Source organism: Deltaproteobacteria bacterium (assembly GCA_009692615.1).
Lineage (GTDB): Bacteria > Desulfobacterota > Binatia > UBA9968 > UBA9968 > DP-20.
Genome location: SHYW01000016.1, coordinates 41,457 through 58,789, shown reverse-complemented (window position 1 = coordinate 58,789; position 17,333 = coordinate 41,457). Strand labels below are relative to the sequence as shown.

Below are 17,333 nucleotides of genomic sequence, written 5' to 3'. Positions count from 1 at the left end.
CAAATCGAGGCAAAACTAAGGACCCTATTAACCACGAGAGCAAAATGTAATCTGATATAACTTCGCAAAAACTGTAACTCATTACGAAAAAAACGATCTATCCTCCGCTGCCCTGCTTCCAGGGCAGTTGTTCAGAGGTTCCTTAAGCGTATCGGCAAAGCGCGGCGAGAGATGGGCGAAGATGAGCTTCTTGTCTTGATGCGCTAACCAGACGTTCAACTGGACCACCAAGGTCAAGGCGCATTCATCGATTCCCAACACTCGCTTAACGGCGAGGATGAGGTAGTCAAGGGTTGCCAACTCCGACGAGAGCTTGCGCAACACCTGTTCTAAGGCGCCAAAGAAAAGACTTCCCTGGAGTTCATAGACGCAAATCCCCTGCCCCTTGCGATCGAGGATCGCCTGTTCGACACTGCCCCTTTGGCGTATCGAGCGCACAGTGGCGGCCCGATAACTCCCGCGCAAGCAAACCCCAGTGGTCGTGCGGGCGCCGAACATTTGGAGCTTGAAGCACGCTGAAAGCTCTTCACAAACTTGAATACCCCGACAACGGTTACCCTGATCATCGATCAGCGGCGAGAAAATGCCGATGCCGAACTGACCGGGAAGCACGGCGATAATCCCGCCGCTCACGCCACTCTTAGCCGGCAAGCCGATGCGGTCGCTCCATTCGCCAGCGTAGTCGTACATGCCGCAGCTGTGCATGACGCTCAAAACGTTCTTGACATAGGCCGCTTGCGGCACGCGCTCTAGCCGTCACTCGGCGCTCTCGCCATTGACCAAAGCGGTGCTGGCAATCGCTCCGGCATTGACCATCGGATTGAACGGGCGGTTGTCGCGCTCATCGAACACAATCGAATGGAAAGCTTCGCCCGTTGGCTCGACCCCAACCTTGGTCAAAACGTAATCCGTACCGTGATCTTCTGACGCCAAACCGTAGACGAAGGATTTCGAGATCGGTTGAATCGTGAACGGATGAGCCGCATCGCCGACTTCGTAGCTATAGCCGTCGGCGGTGACCAGTGCGATGCCGAACAAATTCGGGTCGGCTTTGGCCAATTCCGGGATATCGGTCGCTACCTTGCCAGTAAAATTGTTGGCGTATTTGGCGTGAATTTCTTGCGACGAGAAAATTAACGGTGTGACGTTTTTTTGGGCGTGAAACTCAGAATAGCTTGCGGTGCTTCAATGCCGGCAGCTCGGCGCGGACTTTAGCTAGATGGTCGAGATCGATTTCAGCGGCGATAACTCCGGCGCCGTCGGCGAGTTCGGCTAACACCTTGCCCCAGGGATCGACGATCATTGAGTGGCCGTGGGTTTGAAAACTCTTGGCGCTCTTGCCGAACTGATCGGCGGCGATCACATAAACTTGGTTTTCAATGGCGCGGGCGCGCAGCAAGGTTTCCCAATGCGCCGCACCTGTGAAGGCGGTGAAGGCAGAGGGCACGAAGACCAACTCAGCACCACCATCGGCGAGGCCGCGATAGAGTTCGGGAAACCGCAGGTCGTAACAGACCGATAATCCCATGATCGCCAATTCAGTTTTTGCCACGACAACTTCGGAACCATGGGCGCGGGTTTCCGACTCGCGCAGGGAAACCCCATTGGCAAGATCGACATCGAACAGATGGATCTTGCGATAGCGCGCGATTAGATTGCCGCTCGGATCGAAAAGTAGACTACAGTTGTAAGCTTGCGGGCTGTCGGGAATCGCTTCGAGGATCGAACCGGCGAGCAGATAAATTTTGAGCTTGCGCGCCAGCTCGCCAAGCCGCGTCGAGGTCGGGCCGGGAATCGCTTCGGCGAATTGCCTTTCCAATTTCTTGCTGCCGCGCCAGATGAAAACCTCCGGCAGCACGGCCACGCGCGCGCCTTGCTTGGCGGCGAGACGAAGCCAATGCTCGGCTTCTTTGAGATTGGCCGCCTTATCATCGGAAGCAACCATCTGCACCGCGGCGGCGATAAATTTCACGACAAGTTCTTTCAAGCGAGAATTGGCAACGGCTCTTAGCGGTTCATGAACACCGGACAAGGGGCGTTGCGCAGTACGTACTCGGTGGTGCTGCCGAGCACCATCTCGATAATGCGCCGATGGCCGTAGGCGCCGATGAACAGGAGATCGGCTTTGGCGTTGTTCAGCCGTTCGATAATTTTTTGCTCAGGAAAACCCTGGGCGGTCTCATAAGTCACTTCGATGGCATAGGAGCCGAGATAACCTTTGGCGCGCCGCATAATGCTTTCCGCCATAGCGGCTTCCTTGGCGATGGTGAGAACCGTTAACGGCAGACCCAGCACGGTACAAAACTCCGCCGCGGACTTCATCGCTGAGCTCGCGCGTTGGCTGCCGTCGTAGGCGAGCAGCGGCCGTTCGATCGTTTTGAACTGCTTGGTCGAAACGAAAATCGGCCGCGGACATTTACGCGTAATCGATTCCGCGGTGGTGCCGAGCAAGCCGGTGGAGAATTCCTCGTTGACGCCGCGATGACCGACGACCACCAAATCGGCGGTATTCGCCCGCTCGCAGATTTCGTTGGCGATCAGTCCCATATCGAGAAAGGTTTGGCAGCGCAGCCCCTTGGCGGCGCAGGCAGCGGCGAAATCGTCGAGGATCGCCTTACCACGCTCTTCGAGAATCTCGCGCATCTTGGAGGAAAAATCGAGATAGGGTTCGAAGCCTAAGGAACCGGAAATGTCATGGAAGAAGGTGCCTTCGATGGACACCGTATCGATCACATGTTGGCCGAGCAGCGTGCCGTTGAAGCCCCGGGCCAACCAAATCGCATAATCGAGCGCCGCTTTCGCATGCCCGGAACCGTCGAGAGGAATGAGAATGTTTTTGATCATATCGCCCCCTCTTGCCGTTGGCCGAACGATAACAGGGCGGACTATTTTTGCAAGAAGAAAATCGCCGAGACGGTTTACAACATGGCAGCTTTGCGCGATACTTTGGTTCGACGTTGGAAAACGTCAGCAATGTCACAACCCAAGAACCGCCAGGAAATCCGCCTCCAAAAATTGATCGCCGGCGCCAAGGAAATGAATATCCTCGTGCGCACGGAAAAGCTGCTGCGTGAAGCCGGTTACCGCGCCCATAGCGGCCGCTGTTTGATTAATGGCCAGGAAGTGATCTTAATCGACCGCGATGCGCCGATCGGCGATCAGATCGAATTTCTCACCGGCGAGTTGGATCAACGGCGCGCGCAAGCCGGCGCCGTCAGCGAAGTGGAACCGTCGGTTAGCGCGGTTTAAGTTTTAATTGCGGCCGATCCCGGCTAATGCACGCGGATCTTTTTTGCTGCCTCGATTCCCAGAGAGAATTGGTCGTCCGCCACTTTGAGCGTCATCATACCCAACGACGGCGCGACATCGATCACCTGAACCCGAGCGCCAGGCACCAAGCCGTGATCTTGGAGAAATGCCAATAAACGCACGTCGCGCTCGCCGCCTTCAGTAATATAGTCCAGCTCCACCATCTGATCGTCAATCGCTTCATTGAGCGGAATGGTTTTGGTCAAGGCGCCCTGACTCGCGCCTGGAATCGGATTGCCATGGGGACAAGTCGTCGGGTTGTTGAGCAGCTTGGCCAGCCGTTCTTCGACTTCCTGAGAAATCGCATGTTCCAAACGATGCGCTTCTTGGTGGGCCTTTACCCAATCTAAACCGAGCAAGTCCGTCAAAAATCGTTCAGTCAAGAAATGGCGCCGGACAATCTTCTCGGCGATCTTCCTGCCGTCAGCCGTCAGATGAATCTCTTTGCGCTTGTTAACCGTCACATAACCATCTTTTTCCAAACGCCGCAGGGTTGCGAAGATGGTCGACGCCGACACGCCAGTCTCGGCCGCCATGCGGGCGGCGATCACCGGCTGAGATTCTTCCGTCAGCACATAGATCGCTTTGAGGTAATCCTCTAGCACATGGGTTATTTTGGGCTCGGCCATACAATTGACAAACTTTTAAAGTTCGAGTATACGAACAATTATTATTGCGCTAAGCTAATGAACGAAATGATTGATATCTAAACTAGTTTTTATTTACCAACTTATATTAAATTTGTCGAACTAGATCAAGGAAGAAAAGTAGCAGTCGGCGCCAAAAAAATTGCCTGCACCATGAGCTTACACCGGTTTGGACTCCCATGAACCATCGCAACCGCGGCATCCCATCGAAACCATCTGCGCTCCGCTTGCGTTGGATGAGCCTAGCGATCTTCTTGCTGATCGGTTTGCCAGCTCACGCTCAAGATCACGCCAAAAAACTGGTCGCCCTGCTCGACTATCTCGGCAGCGACTACAAGAACTCGGTCAAAGACGGCAAAGTGCTGAGCAAAGACGAATACGCCGAGATGCAGGAGTTCGCCAAACGCGGTGCTGAGCTAGTCGATCAATTGAAACAACTCGACCAGGGCGACAAGGCCGGCGTCGAAGCCGAGGTAAAATCGCTGGCGGATCTGATCGAGCGCAAAGCCGATCCGAAAACCGTCGCCGAGCTTGCCAAGAGTGCCAAGGACAAACTGCTCACCGCCTATCAAATCGTTCCCTATCCGCGCCGCCTCCCGGCGTTGGCCGACGGCAAGAAGCTTTACGATGAAAACTGCGCCCAATGCCATGGCGCCAGCGGCAAAGGCGACGGCGATGGGCGCAACTCGATGAATCCGAAAACGCCGCCGCCAGCCAACTTCACCGATCCAGAGCGTATTGGCGGCCTGTCGCCGTTCAAAGCGTTCAACGCGGCAAGCTTCGGCATTCAGGGCACGGCGATGGCCTCCTTCGCGGCGCTGAGTGACGAACAGCGTTGGCAGGTGGCCTTTTATGTATTCACTCTGCGCTTTTCACCGGACGCGGCCAAAGCGGGCGCGGCATTGTTCCAAACGAAAAACTTGCCGGGAGAATTCACCACCAGCGCACTGTTGGCGACCCACTCCGACGAACAGCTGCTCGAAAAACTCACACCCTACGCGACCCAAGAAAGCGACGCGTTAAAACTCCTCGCCCATCTGCGCTACGGCATTCTCACGGCGCAGACACGCGAACCGCTGGCGATCGCCCGCGGCCTGATCCGCGAAGCGGTGACGATCTACGCCAAGGGCGACAAAGACGCCGCCTATCAAAAAGCCGTGGAAGCCTATCTCGACGGCTACGAACTGGCCGAGCCGACGTTGAAAGCGAAAGATTCCCAGCTCGGCAACCACATCGAAAGTTTGTTCGGCCAGCTACGCAACGCCATCAAGCAAGGCGTGTCCGTCGAAGAGATTCAGAAACGCCATCTGGAGATCGAAGTCGGTCTCGACCAAGCCGCCCGTGTGATAGCCAGGGAAGACAATTTTTCCGGCTACTACGCCTTCGCTAACTCGGCCTTGATCATTCTGCGCGAAGGACTGGAAGCAGCCCTGATTCTCGCCGCCATCATCGCCATGCTGCGGGTGATGGGCGCGCCGGAAGTGATTCGCTACATTCATCTCGGCTGGATTCTCGCTTTGATCTGCGGCGGCCTCACTTGGCTGGCGACTGAAACTTTCCTGACCCTGAGCGGCCGCAACCGCGAAAGCATGGAGGGCTTCATCGGCGTCTTCGCCGCCCTGGCGCTGTTCTACGTTGGCTATTGGCTCCATACCCGATCGGAAGCGCGGCGCTGGCGCGCCTTCATCGAAGAAAAAGTTAAATCGGGAATTTCCAATCGACGGATCTTTGGCCTCATCGGCATTTCATTCTTCGCCGTTTATCGCGAAGCCTTCGAAGTCGTGCTGTTTTATCAAGCGCTGTGGATGCAGAACGAAAGCAATCACGTGCCCGTGCTCTGGGGCCTCGCGGCGGGACTGGGCATGTTGATTCTGGCCAGCTTCGCGATCTTAAAACTCGGCCTCAAACTGCCGCTCAAATATTTTTTCAGCGCCACCGGGACATTACTCTATCTAGTCGCGTTCATCTTCGCCGGCAACGGCATCAAAGCGCTGCAAGCATCCCAGTGGGTGCCGACCACACCGCTGAACGCGCCGACGGCAATACCGACGTTGGGAATCTATCCGACCGTGGAAACCTTGGCGGCCCAAGGGTTGATGCTCGCCGCGTTCGTCGCCACTTCGTTTTGGTTGGCGCAGCAACGCAAACAGGCGGCTTAATATGCGTCCCAACGAGTTATTAAATCGCAACCCTGTGACCCTCAGCGCCAAAGCGGAAAAGTCGCTCCGTTGCGGTTGCGGCAACCTGCTCGCCCGCGTGGTCGCCGAGGGCGTCGAACTAAAATGTCGCAGGTGTAAACGGCAAGTGATCATCCCGTTCGACACCCGCTCTGGAGTACGGATTCAAATGTAAAGCGCGCAAAAATTTAACGGCGAGAAAAATATTGCGGCCCGCGGTCGTGAACCCAGAGCCCAGGGCGTCATCGAGAGCGATGACACTGGGCTTTTTTTATTTGTCGGAATCAAAAACCAGGAGGGGAAAATCATGTTGAAAACGAAGTCGATCATCTTTGCCACGGCATTCGCGCTGATTACCTGCACAAGCGACACTTACGCGCACTATCTTTGGCTCGAGCGCGACGGCCAAGGGTCGGCGAAAGCCTACTTCGGCGAATGGGTCGACGACTTACACGAAAAAGCCGGCGGCATACTCGACCGCTTCAACAAACCGCGCGTGTATCTCGGCGGGTCGACCGAATCGTTGCCGATCGCCAAGCGCAACGACGGTTTCGACATCCAAGTCCAAGGCGCCGGCGATCTGCGCATGATCGACGACTCAATCGCGCCACGTCCGGACAACGAGAAAGGCGGCACGACCAAAACGATCTATTACGCCAAGGCGGGCCGAACTGAATCGACGGCAAAGATGGATCTTGAATTGGTACCGGCCAAAGCCAACGGCAACGATTTCAAATTACTACTGCGTGAAGCGCCCCTGGCAAAAATTGAAATCACCGTTTACGGACCGCCCAAATGGGAAAAGAAACTCACCACCGACGATCAAGGCAGGATTACCGTGCCAACCCCTTGGCAGGGGCGCTACGTCATCGAAATCATTTATTTCGAAAACAAACCCGGCAGCGATGGCGAAGCAAAATACGACCGCGCCCGCCACATCAGCACGGTGTCGTTTACCACCAACAGCGGCATCGCTTGGCGGCCAACTCTCAAATGAGGTCGAACAATTCGCGGACGTTGTGCGTTGTCACGCGTTCCACTTCATCGACCGTGACGCCTTTTACATTCGCGATGGTCTCGGCGACGAAGCGGACGTAGGCCGGTTCGTTGCGTTTGCCGCGGTGCGGCACCGGCGTGAGATAAGGTGAATCGGTTTCGACGAACATTCTTTCGAGCGGCACTTTGCGCACCACTTCGCGCAGCGGTTGGGCGTTTTTGAACGTGACGATGCCGGTGAACGACAGGTAGAATCCTAAGTCGAGATAGGCGCAGGCCGCTTCGTAGTTGCCGGTGAAGCAGTGAATCACGCCGCGCAGTTCACCGCCGCCTTCCTGGCGCAACAATTCGACGGCATCTTGAGCGGCGTCGCGTTCATGAACGACGATCGGCAATTGGGTCTGGCGCGCCATCTGGATGAAGTGTCCGAACACCCGGCGCTGCACATCATGGGGCGAGTGGCTGTAGTAATAATCCAGACCGGTCTCGCCGATGGCGACGACTTTCGCATTCCCTGCCAAGCTTTTTAGAGTTTCCAGTTCGTCGGCGCCGACATCCTTGGCGTCATGCGGATGCATGCCGACCGTCGCGAAGACGTTGGCGAAATTCGCGGCTAATGAGATCGCCTCGGTGTTGCTCGACATATCGCCGGCACCGCCGACGGCGATAATCGTCTCGACCCCAGCGTCGCGCGCCCGCGCGATCACCGCTTCGGCTTCGCCGGCGTATTCTTTGCCCTGGATATGGGCATGGCTGTCGATCAACATTTTTGGCAGAGAATTTATTTTTTCGCGTCAGTCTCGATGCGCGGGAACAAGACTTTCGGCGGGTTGATCTTATGACCAGCGGCGAAGCCTTGACCCCAAGGCTCATTCAGTCGATCCTCGCCAATCGCCAGCAGTGCGCGTAATTCGACCGCGGTCTCAGGCATGAACGGCGCCAACACCCGCGCCAGCGTGCGCACCGCTTCGAGCAGATGGTGCAGCACTTCGCCGACGCGGCCTTTCTTCGCCTCATCTTTGATCATCGTGAACGGCGCCATTTGCACGACGTAGCGGTTGGCGTGATCGAGGGCCGACCAAATCGCTTCCAAGCCGCGATGAAACTGCAACTCCTCCATCTGGCTTTTAAGTTCAACCTCAGCCGCCACGAATTTGTCGCGCAGTTCGAGGTCGTCCTTCGCCCAGTCAGCGCTTAACGGTTGCACGACACCGGCAAAATATTTGTGCTGCATCGCCATGGCACGGCTGACGAAGTTGCCAAGATTGTTCGCCAGGTCGGCATTGATGCGCGTCACCAGCGCTTCCTCGGAAAACTTCGCGTCTTGGCCGAAGGCCATTTCGCGCAAAAGAAAATAGCGAAAGGCGTCCATGCCGAAGCGCGCTTTCATTTCCAACGGTCGAATCACGTTGCCCAAACTTTTCGACATTTTGCCGGAGTCCATGTTCCAGTAGCCGTGCACGTTCAATTGATCGTAAAGCGGCAAGCCCGCGGCCATCAACATAGTCGGCCAGAAAATTCCATGCGGCTTGAGAATGTCCTTGGCGATCAGATGATTCGCCTTGGGCCAAAGCGCGGTCAGCGAATCGCCGCCGCGGTGTTCCAAAGCGCTGACGTAATTGAGCAAGGCATCGAACCAAACATAGGTGACGTAGTTGGCATCGAAGGGCAGCGGAATGCCCCACTGCAAACGGCTGGTGGGGCGCGAAATGCACAAATCTTCGAGGGGTTCGCGTAAAAAAGCCAAAACCTCTGTGCGATAGCGCTCCGGCCGAATCAGCTCGGGCTTGGCGTTGAGCGCGTCGATCAATGGCTGCTGATATTTGCCCATGCGGAAAAAATAATTTTTCTCGCTGATAAAATCCGGCGCTTTTTGGTGATCCGGACATTTACCGTCGACCAGTTCTTTTTCGGTATAGAAACGCTCGCAGCCGTAACAGTAAAAGCCGCCGTACTCGCCGAAATAAATATCGCCGTTGTCGAAAATCTTCTGCAGCACGCTCTGGACGAACTGTTTATGATAGTCGTCGGTGGTGCGGATGAAGTGATCGTAGACGATGCCGCAAGTATCCCAGGTCGAACGGAACAGGTCGCTCACCCGATCGGCATAAGCTTTGGGCTCGGTGCCGTTGGCCGCCGCCGCTTGGGCGATCTTATCGCCATGCTCATCGGTACCGGTGAGCAAGAAAGCGTTGTAACCGATCGACTGGTAGTAGCGTTTGAGCGTGTCGGCCACCACGGTGGTGTAGGTATGGCCGAGGTGCGGTTCGGCGTTGACGTAATAAAGCGGCGTGGTGATATAAATCGGTTCCATTAACGCCTTCCCACCACACCGAAGAGCAGTTTTTCTAAAACCATGCGTCGGTTGAGATTGCGCTGGATGCGCGCCGCCGCGCCGGCCACTTGACCGATGGCGCGCAGCGTGTGCTCCACGTCGTGTACCTTGGCTTGCTGACTGATTTGCTCCTGCATATCTAAATTGACCAGCTCGTTCACGTCATCGCTCACTTGATAAAGCATTAAATCTCGATACCAACTTTCCGTCCATTTGAGAAATTTGAGCGCGTCGTCTTTATTGCTCGCCAGCGCTTCGGCGCCGGCCATCGCCCCTTGGTAGTCGCGGGTTTTGAGCGCGCCCAACATACCGCTCCAAATTCGCCGCTTCTCGATCCATTCATCCTTCTCCAGTGCCAACGCCGCGCCGATGCTGCCCATGCTGAGCGCCGCGACAAACGCCGCATCGCCGTCGCTCAAACCCTGGCGGGTTTTGACGATCGCCGCGACGTCTTGGCGCGCCAGCGGGGCAAAGGAAATCCGCAAACAACGCGAACGCAACGTCGGCAGCAGAGCGCCGCCGTTGGCGGCGATTAAAATAATCAAACAATCCTGCGGCGGCTCTTCGAGGGTTTTCAATAAAGCATTCTGCGACGACAAGTTCAGCAATGTCGCCGGGTCGATGATCGCGATCTTGCGTTTGCCGGTAAACGAGCGATAGCTGAGTTCCCGCTCCAGCTCGCGGATCTGCGCGATGCTGATTTCTTTCTTGCCGGACAGCGGCTCGATCACGCGCACATCGGGATGGTTGCCGGCGGCGATGCGCGCGCAATTGACGCAGCCGCCGCAATAATCGTGGTCGCTCTCGCCGCAGTGAATCGCTTTGGCGAACGCCATGGCGACGGTATGTTTGCCGACACCCTCAAGGCCAAGAAACAAATAGGCATGGTGCAGCCGGCCGTTAGCCAATGCCGAACGGAGGATTGTCAACGGTTTTTGCTGGCCGATGATTTCCGCGAAACTCATTAGAAATTTTCTCGTTCGACAATCGCTTGAATGTCACGCCAAACCGCTTCCACCGATTGTGCCGCGTCGATTATCCGAAAGCGCGCCGGCTCGGCGTCGGCCATTTCGAGAAAGCCGGCGCGAATTTTTTCGTGGAACTCAACCTTCTCGCGCTCGAAGCGGTCCTCGCGCGGCTGGCCGACTTCGCTTTGACGCCGGCTTGTGCGGGCCAGGCCAACAGCCACGGGACAATCGAGCAAAAACGTCAGATCCGGCTGCTCACCGGCGTCGGCCAGGTCGTTTAACTGACGCAGCAACTTGAGATCGATGCCGCGGCCATAGCCCTGATAGGCCAAGGTCGAATCGGTGAAGCGATCGCAGAGAACGATCTTGCCGGCGGCGATCGCTGGGCTGATTAATTCCGCCACATGCTGAGCCCGGTCGGCGAGATAGAGAAACAGTTCCGTCGCCTGCGCGACTTCATGATCGGCGACTTCCAGTAAGATTTGCCGAATCGGTTTACCTAACGAGTTGTCGCCCGGCTCCCGGGTAACCAGGCAAGCGCGGCCCCGTTGAGTTAAATAACGCTCAAGGGCGCGGATTTGCGTGGTCTTACCCGACCCATCGCCGCCTTCGAAGGTAACAAATCGAACCATCGCCTAGGAGAATGAAGAAAACGCACCGAAGTTGCAAACCGGGAAGAGCTAGTTGCCACTGGCGCTGCCAATGAGCAAAGCGAGGAGCAAACCTATTGCGGCTTACCTTCGCCGAGCAGCAGATTGATGCCATTGACCAGCTGGGTGCTGGTGAAAGGTTTGGTAATATAATAGTCGGCGCCAAGTTTGTAGCCGCCGAGCACGTCCTCATACTGCACTTTGGCGGTGAGCAAGATAACCGGCGTGGTGGCGGTTTCGGTCTTGGCTTTGAGCCGGGTCAACACTTCGAGGCCGTCCATCTCGGGCATCATGATATCCAAGATAATCAGATCGGGCTTGTGATTCGGTAGAATGCTCAGCAGCTCGGGACCGCTCGAAGCGCTAAAGACGGTGTATCCCCGCCCTTCCAGAATGGTTTTGACGATCGTGATTATGTCCGGGTTGTCGTCAACCACCATTATGGTCTTCTTTGTATCCATGCTCTCTCCCTCTCGCACCACGTCGTGATCGATCAACCCAATATACCGACGCTATTTATAGCATCGACCTGGGGTCTACAAAATTTAGCTATTGGGATGGTCAAATCGTTGTAGTTTAGGCATTTACCACCTTACGACCCCAATGTAAATTGAGATTTGCTCGCAATTGTTAGGGTGAAACCGTGCGCCAGTAGTCTTGGCTGACCTGAAAGGGCAGGGCTGCGTAGAGGTTAGTGAACGTGGTCGCCGGGATCGCCTGCGCCGCTTGGACTAATGCCGACCGGCTAAAGCGGAGCCGCAGGCTGCCTTGAATGTCGAGAATAGTTTTGCTGCTGGGAGTCCCGGCTTCGTTAACGATGACTCCGCCATAGATCTCTTTGGCGCTAGAGCCGGTCACCTTCAGGCCGACATCGTTGCCCGTGACGATAATCAAACCATCCCAGCGAAGCGATCCGGTGAGCAGCAGGTCGGCATTTCGGACGATCAGCACCCCGGCGCCAGTTAGGTCTCCCGCCAAGGTGACCGCGTCGCCTGAGTCGGACAAACCGTTGATGCAGCGAATCTGCGGACTGGCGAGATTTCCCCAGCTTTGGTTTTCGATAGTTAACGCACCGGTCGTCGGCATGCTGCTGACGATTGCACCGTCCAGCGCGCATAGATCGTTGGCAAGCTGGCTGACCGATGAAGCGGGTAGATATTCGCTGGCCGCGACTGGTGAAATTTCGCCGCCGCTTTCCAGGCTACCAGGAGGCAAACTACTTGAAGCCGCGGTCACTAACTCTTGGAGAGATTGATCCCCGGCGGAAATCGCTGGCCGTGCTTTCGCCTTGGCGATTGGTAATCCAGTTAGCGGATCGTGATCCAGACCGGAAACGGCTATCGCGGCGCCGTTGAGAATCACTTGGGCGCCATTGCCCCTAAGACCGATGGCAGCGTCGGCGAGATCGTAGCTTTTCGTCAGCTGCGCTTGAATCGTCTGTGAAGAGGTTCCGAGCGTGCCCACCGAACGAACGACGATCTTGGCGCTGAGCGAACCGGCGACCGTGGGCGGAAAAAACGAAATCGAAAATTGCCCATTGGCAAAGCTTGCCGTCCCGTTGACCGGCGCCGGCGGAAAGATCGCGATCTGGGCAAGTGTATTTTTGCTCCACTCCAATCCAGCCGCTGAAACGTAAAAGGCTTCCGTACCGCCGCGCAGGTTCGTCAACACTCGATAATCGTTGTACAACATCACCCGGCTACCGATGCCGACCATCAACAGGATCGAAAGAATCGCCAAGCAACTGAAGAGAATCATTCCCTGCTCGCTGCGCAGCCGATCTATGTTGGTAATCATGAAAATACTCGCTAATTGCGCAATTCAACGCTGCTCGACAGCGTCGAGGCCAGGTTGCCGTTGAGTCGTGGGTCGGGATTCTTGACTTGAACGGCAAAGGCAATCCTGACGCGCTTGATCGAATCGCGCGCTGGCGTGTTGCCTAGATCCGTGCCGTCAGCGTCAAAGTAAGTAAATAGCTTCCCGGCCACTGGGAGAACGACGTTAGCAACCAGGCAATCTCCGTTGCGTCGAATGATGTTCGTGCCGGGGCAAGTTGATGTCGGTCCGGTTAGCTCGTAGCGAATATTCTCGCGCGGATCGATGTCGGCGCAGTTGTTGTTATCATTAAGACTCATCTGGACGTGGATCATGCTCGCCGTCGCTGCGTAAACTCGATTGCAAACAGCGTCGGCGTCGTTATCTGGATCATCCGCGCCGCCAATTTCGGCCGGCGCGCTGCCGCTCTCCCACGAACCGGCGTTTTTGAGATCGCGCAGCATGATATCCAATGCGCCGCGCGCATCCTCCAAGGTGGCGGTCTTCGTCTCGATCGAGAGCAACTGATAGAGACTGCTACGAAAATAGCCATACAGAGAAGTGATCATCACCGACCCTAGTAACAACGCGACCATTTGTTCGATCAAAGTTGCACCGCAGTGATTGTCAAATCGTTGCATCACGCTCACTCACCGGTAAAGAGCAACGTAGAGAGAGTCACTTGATGATCGACATGATCGCGCCACGACACCGTCACGTCGATCTGCTTAAGCTTGGTTCCGAGAGCCGATGCGGCGATGCGCCAGCAGCGATCGTAAATCCCCGGCGTGCCGCCGTTCGCTGCTAGACCGCGATCGCCGCCGCCGGGACAAAGATCGCCGTCCGTCAAATTTTTGCGCGCTTGCAATTCTTCGATCTTGTCCTGCGCCAGGTGAATGGCCGCCGTCGAGTTGCCGTTAATCGTTTGACGACGAATGGCATCGGCGCTGCTCAGCGAATATCCCAACACGGCCACGGCAACGATATTCATGGCAACCAGCAATTCGTTAAACGTAAAACCCGTTTGATGTCGGATGATATTTCTGTGAACGGTCATGATTAGCAATTCTGAGCGCAGTTGTTGGGCGTGCAAACTCGCACTCTACCTGTCCCGCTGACAACGATTTGCCGGCACTTCCCTTCGGCATTGCTCAGTCGCACCCGATCGTTGTCGGCCGTTCCTCGTGGTGTAAAGGAAATCGTTCCGGTCTTCGTGATGGTCGTTCCCTCAGCCAACGGCTTGGTCACCAGCGCCTTGCTATCGCGTTGGATCGTGTAGCCGCTAGCGCCTTGAAGATACGCCAACTGAAAGCCAATATTCTCAGCCGCCGCGCGCATCTTGAGGTGATGCATTTCGGACTGAATCTGCCGGGTTGAGTTGTTGAGAGCGAAACTAGGAAACAGCGCACGCCAGTTGGGCAGTGCGATGGCGGCAATGATTCCCATAACCGCCATGCCGGCAAGCAGCTCAATAGTCGAGAAGCCATCCCTAGTGGTGGTGCGACACATGGTCCCCTCCAAAGATGTTGGGACCATACTTCCGGCGCAAATCCAGTGTCAAGGGGTGAAAAAACCTGCTCTACTTGTCAAAGAAAACTTTGGCGGCCACGCCAAGTGATGGTAAAATGCAAATGTTCTGGGATGGGAGTCGAGTATGCGAAAAACTGTCAGCTATCTTGCGTTAACTCTGTGCCTCACCGCGCCGACCCTCGCCAATGGCGCCTTCGTCATCAGGCTCAAGAACGGCAACGAATATGTCACCAACCGCTACTGGCAAGAGGGCGCGCAAGTCTTGTTCGACGCCGACGGCGGGATATTCGGTGTCGACAAAGCGTTTGTGCACAAGATCGAGAAGACGGACAAAGTGATTAAGATGGTGACGACAGCCGATCACGATCCGTCGGAAAAAACCCAGGTGATTGCTGACGAGAACAATAAAGAACCGGCGCAAGAAACACCCGCCACCGAGGCTCCAGCGCCGGTGAAAGACGAGAACGATCCGATCAAAAAAGACGTCGCACGCCTAAAAGATAGAGTGGACAATGTCGCCGGCATGTTCCCGGACGATCTTCGCGCGCTGTCAAAGGAACTCTTCGACTACAAAACCAAGATACAAAAAGATCCCAAACTCTTTATCGAGCGCGGCCGCGAGTTTAACGATCTCCAACAGATGGGCGCCGCGGTTGATTCGGCGCTGCAAAACCAACGTTAATTTTGCTTCCAGTTAACGACTCTTAGAGGAGCCACCGCATACGCGTCGCGTAGGGCGCAACTGCTGTAATTGACCACGATGCTGCCGCTGATAGTGGTGTCGCCCAGCGCGCTACTACCCGCAATAATTTGACCGGTAACGTTTTTGGGGCTACTACCGCCGCCGCTCGAAGTCACAGTGCCGGTCACGATAATCGGTCCGTTCCACGTGAGGTTACCCGCCAGTTGCAAATTGCCAAGCACCACCAAAATGCCGTAGCCGGTAACGTTATTCAGTCGAAGATCTTGATTGTTCAGAGCGCTGGCATCGGCGTAAACGATCCGATAATCACTGGCCGAGCCAAATGTCGCGTTGGTTTGATCTGCCGTAACTTTATCGGTCGCGGATTTGCTAAGCTCAGTGACCAGCGTACTGATATCTATGTCAATGGTACCGTACTGCGGCACGTTTGGACTGCCGGTCAAAGTGGGGCCGTTGGCGTTGTTGACATTGCCGCACCTGGGTTCGGTCGTGCCTGGATAACACGTGTACGCTGGATTCTCCGTGTAAACCGGAGGCTGATTCGTTCCACCGCAGCCCGAGGCGTCGTTGCCGTTGATGGTTAACGAACTGCCGTTCAAGATAACATTATCTTTTGAGTAAACCGCACCGGGTGCGCTGGGTATGGTGTACGTTTTTACAAGAGTCGTGACCACAGCTTTTGAGCCGTTTGGACCGGTCGCCGTAGTAGTGATCGTCGCGATGCCGTCGTTGTCAGTTATACTGTTCCATGTATCGCCACCGCTAACGTTGTTGTTAGTCAAATAGGCGTTGTAAGTATAGCTTCCTAATGTACCGGTCGCCAAAACCAAATCATCTGTGGCCGTAGCATTACCGTTGAGGACGCTATTGCCGCCAACACGCCCAGCAAGCTCGGTACTGAACACGGTTTTGTCCGAGCTAGCCACGTTAAGCGCCCGCAATGTTTCACGGGCCTTTTCGGCACCCGCCATCGCCACCTGCAAAGCGGTTTCGCTCGATTTGAAGTTGGCGCTAATCTTAACGTTGCTCGACGACACGATATACGTCGTCGCGCCGACCAGGATCAGCGTCACCATCAACGTAAGCACCGCGATCAGAATCACGCCCTGCTCACCGCCGCAGACTTTGTTCACAAACCAATTGAAAATTTTTCGCGTGGACTGCATAAAATCTGTCTCCCTAATTAAAGAGCCAAATTCGGCGGCGTAACGTCGGCGCTGACCGAGTAAGAACGCTTACCGTTATTTGAAGAATAACTTGGATCGACCTTTGCCGTTTGACCAGTGATCGTTATGCTCAGTTTGCGGATCAGGGAGCTGGTTGTAGTCGCAGTATCACTTGCATCCTTGAAAGTGAAAGTGCATGCGGTAATGTTCTCGGCGAGAACTTCCGTGGTGCTATTTCCACTATTCCCAAGCTTCCGCGTGATTTGCTGATTCGTCGAATCATAAACGTAAGTGATGTATTCCACGCTCGTGTTAGTCGTATCTATGCTCCCATTCGCATCGAGATCAGCCTGAACCAGTAGTTGGGTGGTGCTGTACGTCACACCCGTCACACTGCCACTAGGAGCTTTGTAGCCAGCCTGCATCAGATCCCGCATAATCATATCGAGCGCACCGCGCACGTTCTGATGCATCTGCGACACCTGCTGTTCGGCGGCGTTCTGCCGAGTTTGGGCGGTAAACGTCCCCGTGACGCCGGCAATGACGATCATCCCGAGGGTGATGGAAACCATCATCTCGATGAGCGTGAAACCGGCTGAAGTTTTATTGACTCGGCGGTGCATATCTATCAAGTCCCCGATGCGAGTGTCGTCATCATCGTAATCGACTTACTGCCCGCCGTGCCTTCGGTCCAGCTGACCGTCACGGTAAGAGTTTTCAAGTTGGTGGTAGCCGAATCGATGGACAGAGCGCGAGAGAATGTCACACCGCCCAATGTAACGTTGGTGGTGGTGGTCGTACATCCGGTGGTTCCGGCACTGGTATATCCCACTCGCCGATTTTCCTGAAAACACGATTGAGCGATCGCCGTGGCAGTGGAAACGTTTCGCCCAGCGACATTGCCCTTCACCACGCCCGCCGTCAGTGCCGCCGTCCCCAAAAGCCCAATCGTTAACAACGTAATCGCTGTCAGCAGCTCGATCAGGGTGAAGCCCTTTTCGCTCAAAGCTCGGTGTAAAATTTTCGCTTTCATGTCA

At 55.5% G+C, this 17,333-nt stretch carries 21 protein-coding genes and 1 pseudogene; 5 read left to right on the top strand and 17 right to left on the bottom strand.

What is annotated here, in order from left to right; genetic code table 11:
• Positions 1-81 precede the first annotated feature (81 nt).
• The 4 genes and pseudogenes from EXR70_05990 to EXR70_05975 form a co-directional block, all read right to left on the bottom strand.
• Positions 82-498, bottom strand: a complete 417-nt coding sequence (locus tag EXR70_05990; GenBank protein ID MSP38022.1) for a sodium-independent anion transporter — start codon at positions 496-498, stop codon at positions 82-84.
• A gap of 18 nt (positions 499-516) precedes the next feature.
• Positions 517-1,134: pseudogene (locus EXR70_05985) on the bottom strand (hypothetical protein).
• A 31-nt stretch (positions 1,135-1,165) separates the two neighbouring features.
• Positions 1,166-1,945 carry a carbon-nitrogen hydrolase family protein gene (locus tag EXR70_05980; protein MSP38021.1) on the bottom strand — a complete coding sequence of 260 codons (780 nt, stop codon included), beginning with the start codon at positions 1,943-1,945 and terminating at the stop codon, positions 1,166-1,168.
• A 62-nt stretch (positions 1,946-2,007) separates the two neighbouring features.
• Positions 2,008-2,844 (bottom strand): universal stress protein, encoded by an 837-nt coding sequence (locus EXR70_05975; GenBank protein MSP38020.1) that lies wholly within the window; start codon positions 2,842-2,844, stop codon positions 2,008-2,010.
• 129 nt (positions 2,845-2,973) lie between these two features.
• Between EXR70_05975 and EXR70_05970 the strand changes: the two genes are divergently transcribed.
• A complete protein-coding gene (locus EXR70_05970) occupies positions 2,974-3,249 on the top strand; it encodes a hypothetical protein (GenBank protein ID MSP38019.1) in 276 nt (91 codons plus the stop codon).
• A gap of 23 nt (positions 3,250-3,272) precedes the next feature.
• Here EXR70_05970 and EXR70_05965 read toward each other — a convergent pair whose 3' ends face one another.
• Complete coding sequence (locus EXR70_05965) at positions 3,273-3,938, bottom strand: metal-dependent transcriptional regulator (GenBank protein MSP38018.1); 666 nt, start codon at positions 3,936-3,938, stop codon at positions 3,273-3,275.
• Positions 3,939-4,135: 197 nt separating this feature from the next.
• Here EXR70_05965 and EXR70_05960 point away from each other — a divergent pair, with 197 nt between their 5' ends.
• From EXR70_05960 to EXR70_05950, 3 genes are all read left to right on the top strand, one after another.
• Entirely contained in the window at positions 4,136-6,115 is a 1,980-nt protein-coding gene (locus EXR70_05960; protein ID MSP38017.1) for a c-type cytochrome, read from the top strand.
• Between the two features lies 1 nt (position 6,116).
• Entirely contained in the window at positions 6,117-6,308 is a 192-nt protein-coding gene (locus tag EXR70_05955) for a hypothetical protein (protein ID MSP38016.1), read from the top strand.
• Positions 6,309-6,440: 132 nt separating this feature from the next.
• Positions 6,441-7,130 carry a DUF4198 domain-containing protein gene (locus EXR70_05950; protein ID MSP38015.1) on the top strand — a complete coding sequence of 230 codons (690 nt, stop codon included), beginning with the start codon at positions 6,441-6,443 and terminating at the stop codon, positions 7,128-7,130.
• Here the strand turns inward: EXR70_05950 and EXR70_05945 are convergent.
• The 9 genes from EXR70_05945 to EXR70_05905 form a co-directional block, all read right to left on the bottom strand.
• On the bottom strand, positions 7,123-7,896 hold the full coding sequence (locus EXR70_05945) for a TatD family deoxyribonuclease (protein ID MSP38014.1): 774 nt from the start codon (positions 7,894-7,896) through the stop codon (positions 7,123-7,125). The genes EXR70_05950 and EXR70_05945 overlap by 8 nt on opposite strands.
• Positions 7,897-7,910: 14 nt before the next feature.
• The gene (metG, locus tag EXR70_05940; protein ID MSP38013.1) at positions 7,911-9,443 is read right to left on the bottom strand and encodes a methionine--tRNA ligase; all 1,533 of its coding nucleotides are present in this window, start codon (positions 9,441-9,443) and stop codon (positions 7,911-7,913) included.
• The gene (gene holB / locus EXR70_05935) at positions 9,443-10,429 is read right to left on the bottom strand and encodes a DNA polymerase III subunit delta' (GenBank protein MSP38012.1); all 987 of its coding nucleotides are present in this window, start codon (positions 10,427-10,429) and stop codon (positions 9,443-9,445) included. Before holB ends, metG begins: the two co-directional genes overlap by 1 nt.
• Positions 10,429-11,064, bottom strand: coding sequence for a dTMP kinase (locus EXR70_05930; protein MSP38011.1), 636 nt, complete (start codon positions 11,062-11,064; stop codon positions 10,429-10,431). The genes holB and EXR70_05930 overlap by 1 nt, the downstream gene beginning before the upstream one ends.
• A gap of 92 nt (positions 11,065-11,156) precedes the next feature.
• Positions 11,157-11,543 (bottom strand): response regulator, encoded by a 387-nt coding sequence (locus tag EXR70_05925; protein ID MSP38010.1) that lies wholly within the window; start codon positions 11,541-11,543, stop codon positions 11,157-11,159.
• A gap of 169 nt (positions 11,544-11,712) precedes the next feature.
• A complete protein-coding gene (locus tag EXR70_05920; protein MSP38009.1) occupies positions 11,713-12,879 on the bottom strand; it encodes a hypothetical protein in 1,167 nt (388 codons plus the stop codon).
• A gap of 11 nt (positions 12,880-12,890) precedes the next feature.
• The gene (locus EXR70_05915) at positions 12,891-13,505 is read right to left on the bottom strand and encodes a hypothetical protein (protein MSP38008.1); all 615 of its coding nucleotides are present in this window, start codon (positions 13,503-13,505) and stop codon (positions 12,891-12,893) included.
• A gap of 38 nt (positions 13,506-13,543) precedes the next feature.
• A complete protein-coding gene (locus EXR70_05910; GenBank protein ID MSP38007.1) occupies positions 13,544-13,888 on the bottom strand; it encodes a hypothetical protein in 345 nt (114 codons plus the stop codon).
• 68 nt (positions 13,889-13,956) lie between these two features.
• Positions 13,957-14,433, bottom strand: a complete 477-nt coding sequence (locus EXR70_05905; GenBank protein ID MSP38006.1) for a prepilin-type N-terminal cleavage/methylation domain-containing protein — start codon at positions 14,431-14,433, stop codon at positions 13,957-13,959.
• A 118-nt stretch (positions 14,434-14,551) separates the two neighbouring features.
• Between EXR70_05905 and EXR70_05900 the strand changes: the two genes are divergently transcribed.
• A complete protein-coding gene (locus EXR70_05900; protein MSP38005.1) occupies positions 14,552-15,109 on the top strand; it encodes a hypothetical protein in 558 nt (185 codons plus the stop codon).
• Here EXR70_05900 and EXR70_05895 read toward each other — a convergent pair.
• The 3 genes from EXR70_05895 to EXR70_05885 are packed head-to-tail and all read right to left on the bottom strand — an operon-like array spanning position 15,106 to position 17,329.
• Positions 15,106-16,296 carry a hypothetical protein gene (locus EXR70_05895; protein ID MSP38004.1) on the bottom strand — a complete coding sequence of 397 codons (1,191 nt, stop codon included), beginning with the start codon at positions 16,294-16,296 and terminating at the stop codon, positions 15,106-15,108. The two genes, EXR70_05900 and EXR70_05895, sit on opposite strands and share 4 nt — an antisense overlap.
• Before the next feature lie 17 nt (positions 16,297-16,313).
• Positions 16,314-16,919 carry a prepilin-type N-terminal cleavage/methylation domain-containing protein gene (locus EXR70_05890; GenBank protein ID MSP38003.1) on the bottom strand — a complete coding sequence of 202 codons (606 nt, stop codon included), beginning with the start codon at positions 16,917-16,919 and terminating at the stop codon, positions 16,314-16,316.
• Positions 16,920-16,924: 5 nt separating this feature from the next.
• Entirely contained in the window at positions 16,925-17,329 is a 405-nt protein-coding gene (locus EXR70_05885; protein MSP38002.1) for a prepilin-type N-terminal cleavage/methylation domain-containing protein, read from the bottom strand.
• Positions 17,330-17,333: the final 4 nt, after the last annotated feature.

Coding starts and splice junctions, on each gene's coding strand:
- EXR70_05950 (MSP38015.1), top strand. CDS start 6,441: ATGTTGAAAACGAAGTCGATCATCTTTGCCACGGCATTCGCGCTGATT.
- EXR70_05930 (MSP38011.1), bottom strand. CDS start 11,064: ATGGTTCGATTTGTTACCTTCGAAGGCGGCGATGGGTCGGGTAAGACC.
- EXR70_05990 (MSP38022.1), bottom strand. CDS start 498: ATGTTCGGCGCCCGCACGACCACTGGGGTTTGCTTGCGCGGGAGTTAT.
- EXR70_05975 (MSP38020.1), bottom strand. CDS start 2,844: ATGATCAAAAACATTCTCATTCCTCTCGACGGTTCCGGGCATGCGAAA.
- EXR70_05920 (MSP38009.1), bottom strand. CDS start 12,879: ATGATTACCAACATAGATCGGCTGCGCAGCGAGCAGGGAATGATTCTC.
- EXR70_05955 (MSP38016.1), top strand. CDS start 6,117: ATGCGTCCCAACGAGTTATTAAATCGCAACCCTGTGACCCTCAGCGCC.
- EXR70_05965 (MSP38018.1), bottom strand. CDS start 3,938: ATGGCCGAGCCCAAAATAACCCATGTGCTAGAGGATTACCTCAAAGCG.
- EXR70_05900 (MSP38005.1), top strand. CDS start 14,552: ATGCGAAAAACTGTCAGCTATCTTGCGTTAACTCTGTGCCTCACCGCG.
- EXR70_05905 (MSP38006.1), bottom strand. CDS start 14,433: ATGGTCCCAACATCTTTGGAGGGGACCATGTGTCGCACCACCACTAGG.
- EXR70_05945 (MSP38014.1), bottom strand. CDS start 7,896: ATGTTGATCGACAGCCATGCCCATATCCAGGGCAAAGAATACGCCGGC.
- EXR70_05970 (MSP38019.1), top strand. CDS start 2,974: ATGTCACAACCCAAGAACCGCCAGGAAATCCGCCTCCAAAAATTGATC.
- EXR70_05885 (MSP38002.1), bottom strand. CDS start 17,329: ATGAAAGCGAAAATTTTACACCGAGCTTTGAGCGAAAAGGGCTTCACC.
- EXR70_05895 (MSP38004.1), bottom strand. CDS start 16,296: ATGCAGTCCACGCGAAAAATTTTCAATTGGTTTGTGAACAAAGTCTGC.
- EXR70_05890 (MSP38003.1), bottom strand. CDS start 16,919: ATGCACCGCCGAGTCAATAAAACTTCAGCCGGTTTCACGCTCATCGAG.
- holB (MSP38012.1), bottom strand. CDS start 10,429: ATGAGTTTCGCGGAAATCATCGGCCAGCAAAAACCGTTGACAATCCTC.
- EXR70_05960 (MSP38017.1), top strand. CDS start 4,136: ATGAACCATCGCAACCGCGGCATCCCATCGAAACCATCTGCGCTCCGC.
- EXR70_05925 (MSP38010.1), bottom strand. CDS start 11,543: ATGGATACAAAGAAGACCATAATGGTGGTTGACGACAACCCGGACATA.
- EXR70_05980 (MSP38021.1), bottom strand. CDS start 1,945: ATGGTTGCTTCCGATGATAAGGCGGCCAATCTCAAAGAAGCCGAGCAT.
- EXR70_05910 (MSP38007.1), bottom strand. CDS start 13,888: ATGAATATCGTTGCCGTGGCCGTGTTGGGATATTCGCTGAGCAGCGCC.
- metG (MSP38013.1), bottom strand. CDS start 9,443: ATGGAACCGATTTATATCACCACGCCGCTTTATTACGTCAACGCCGAA.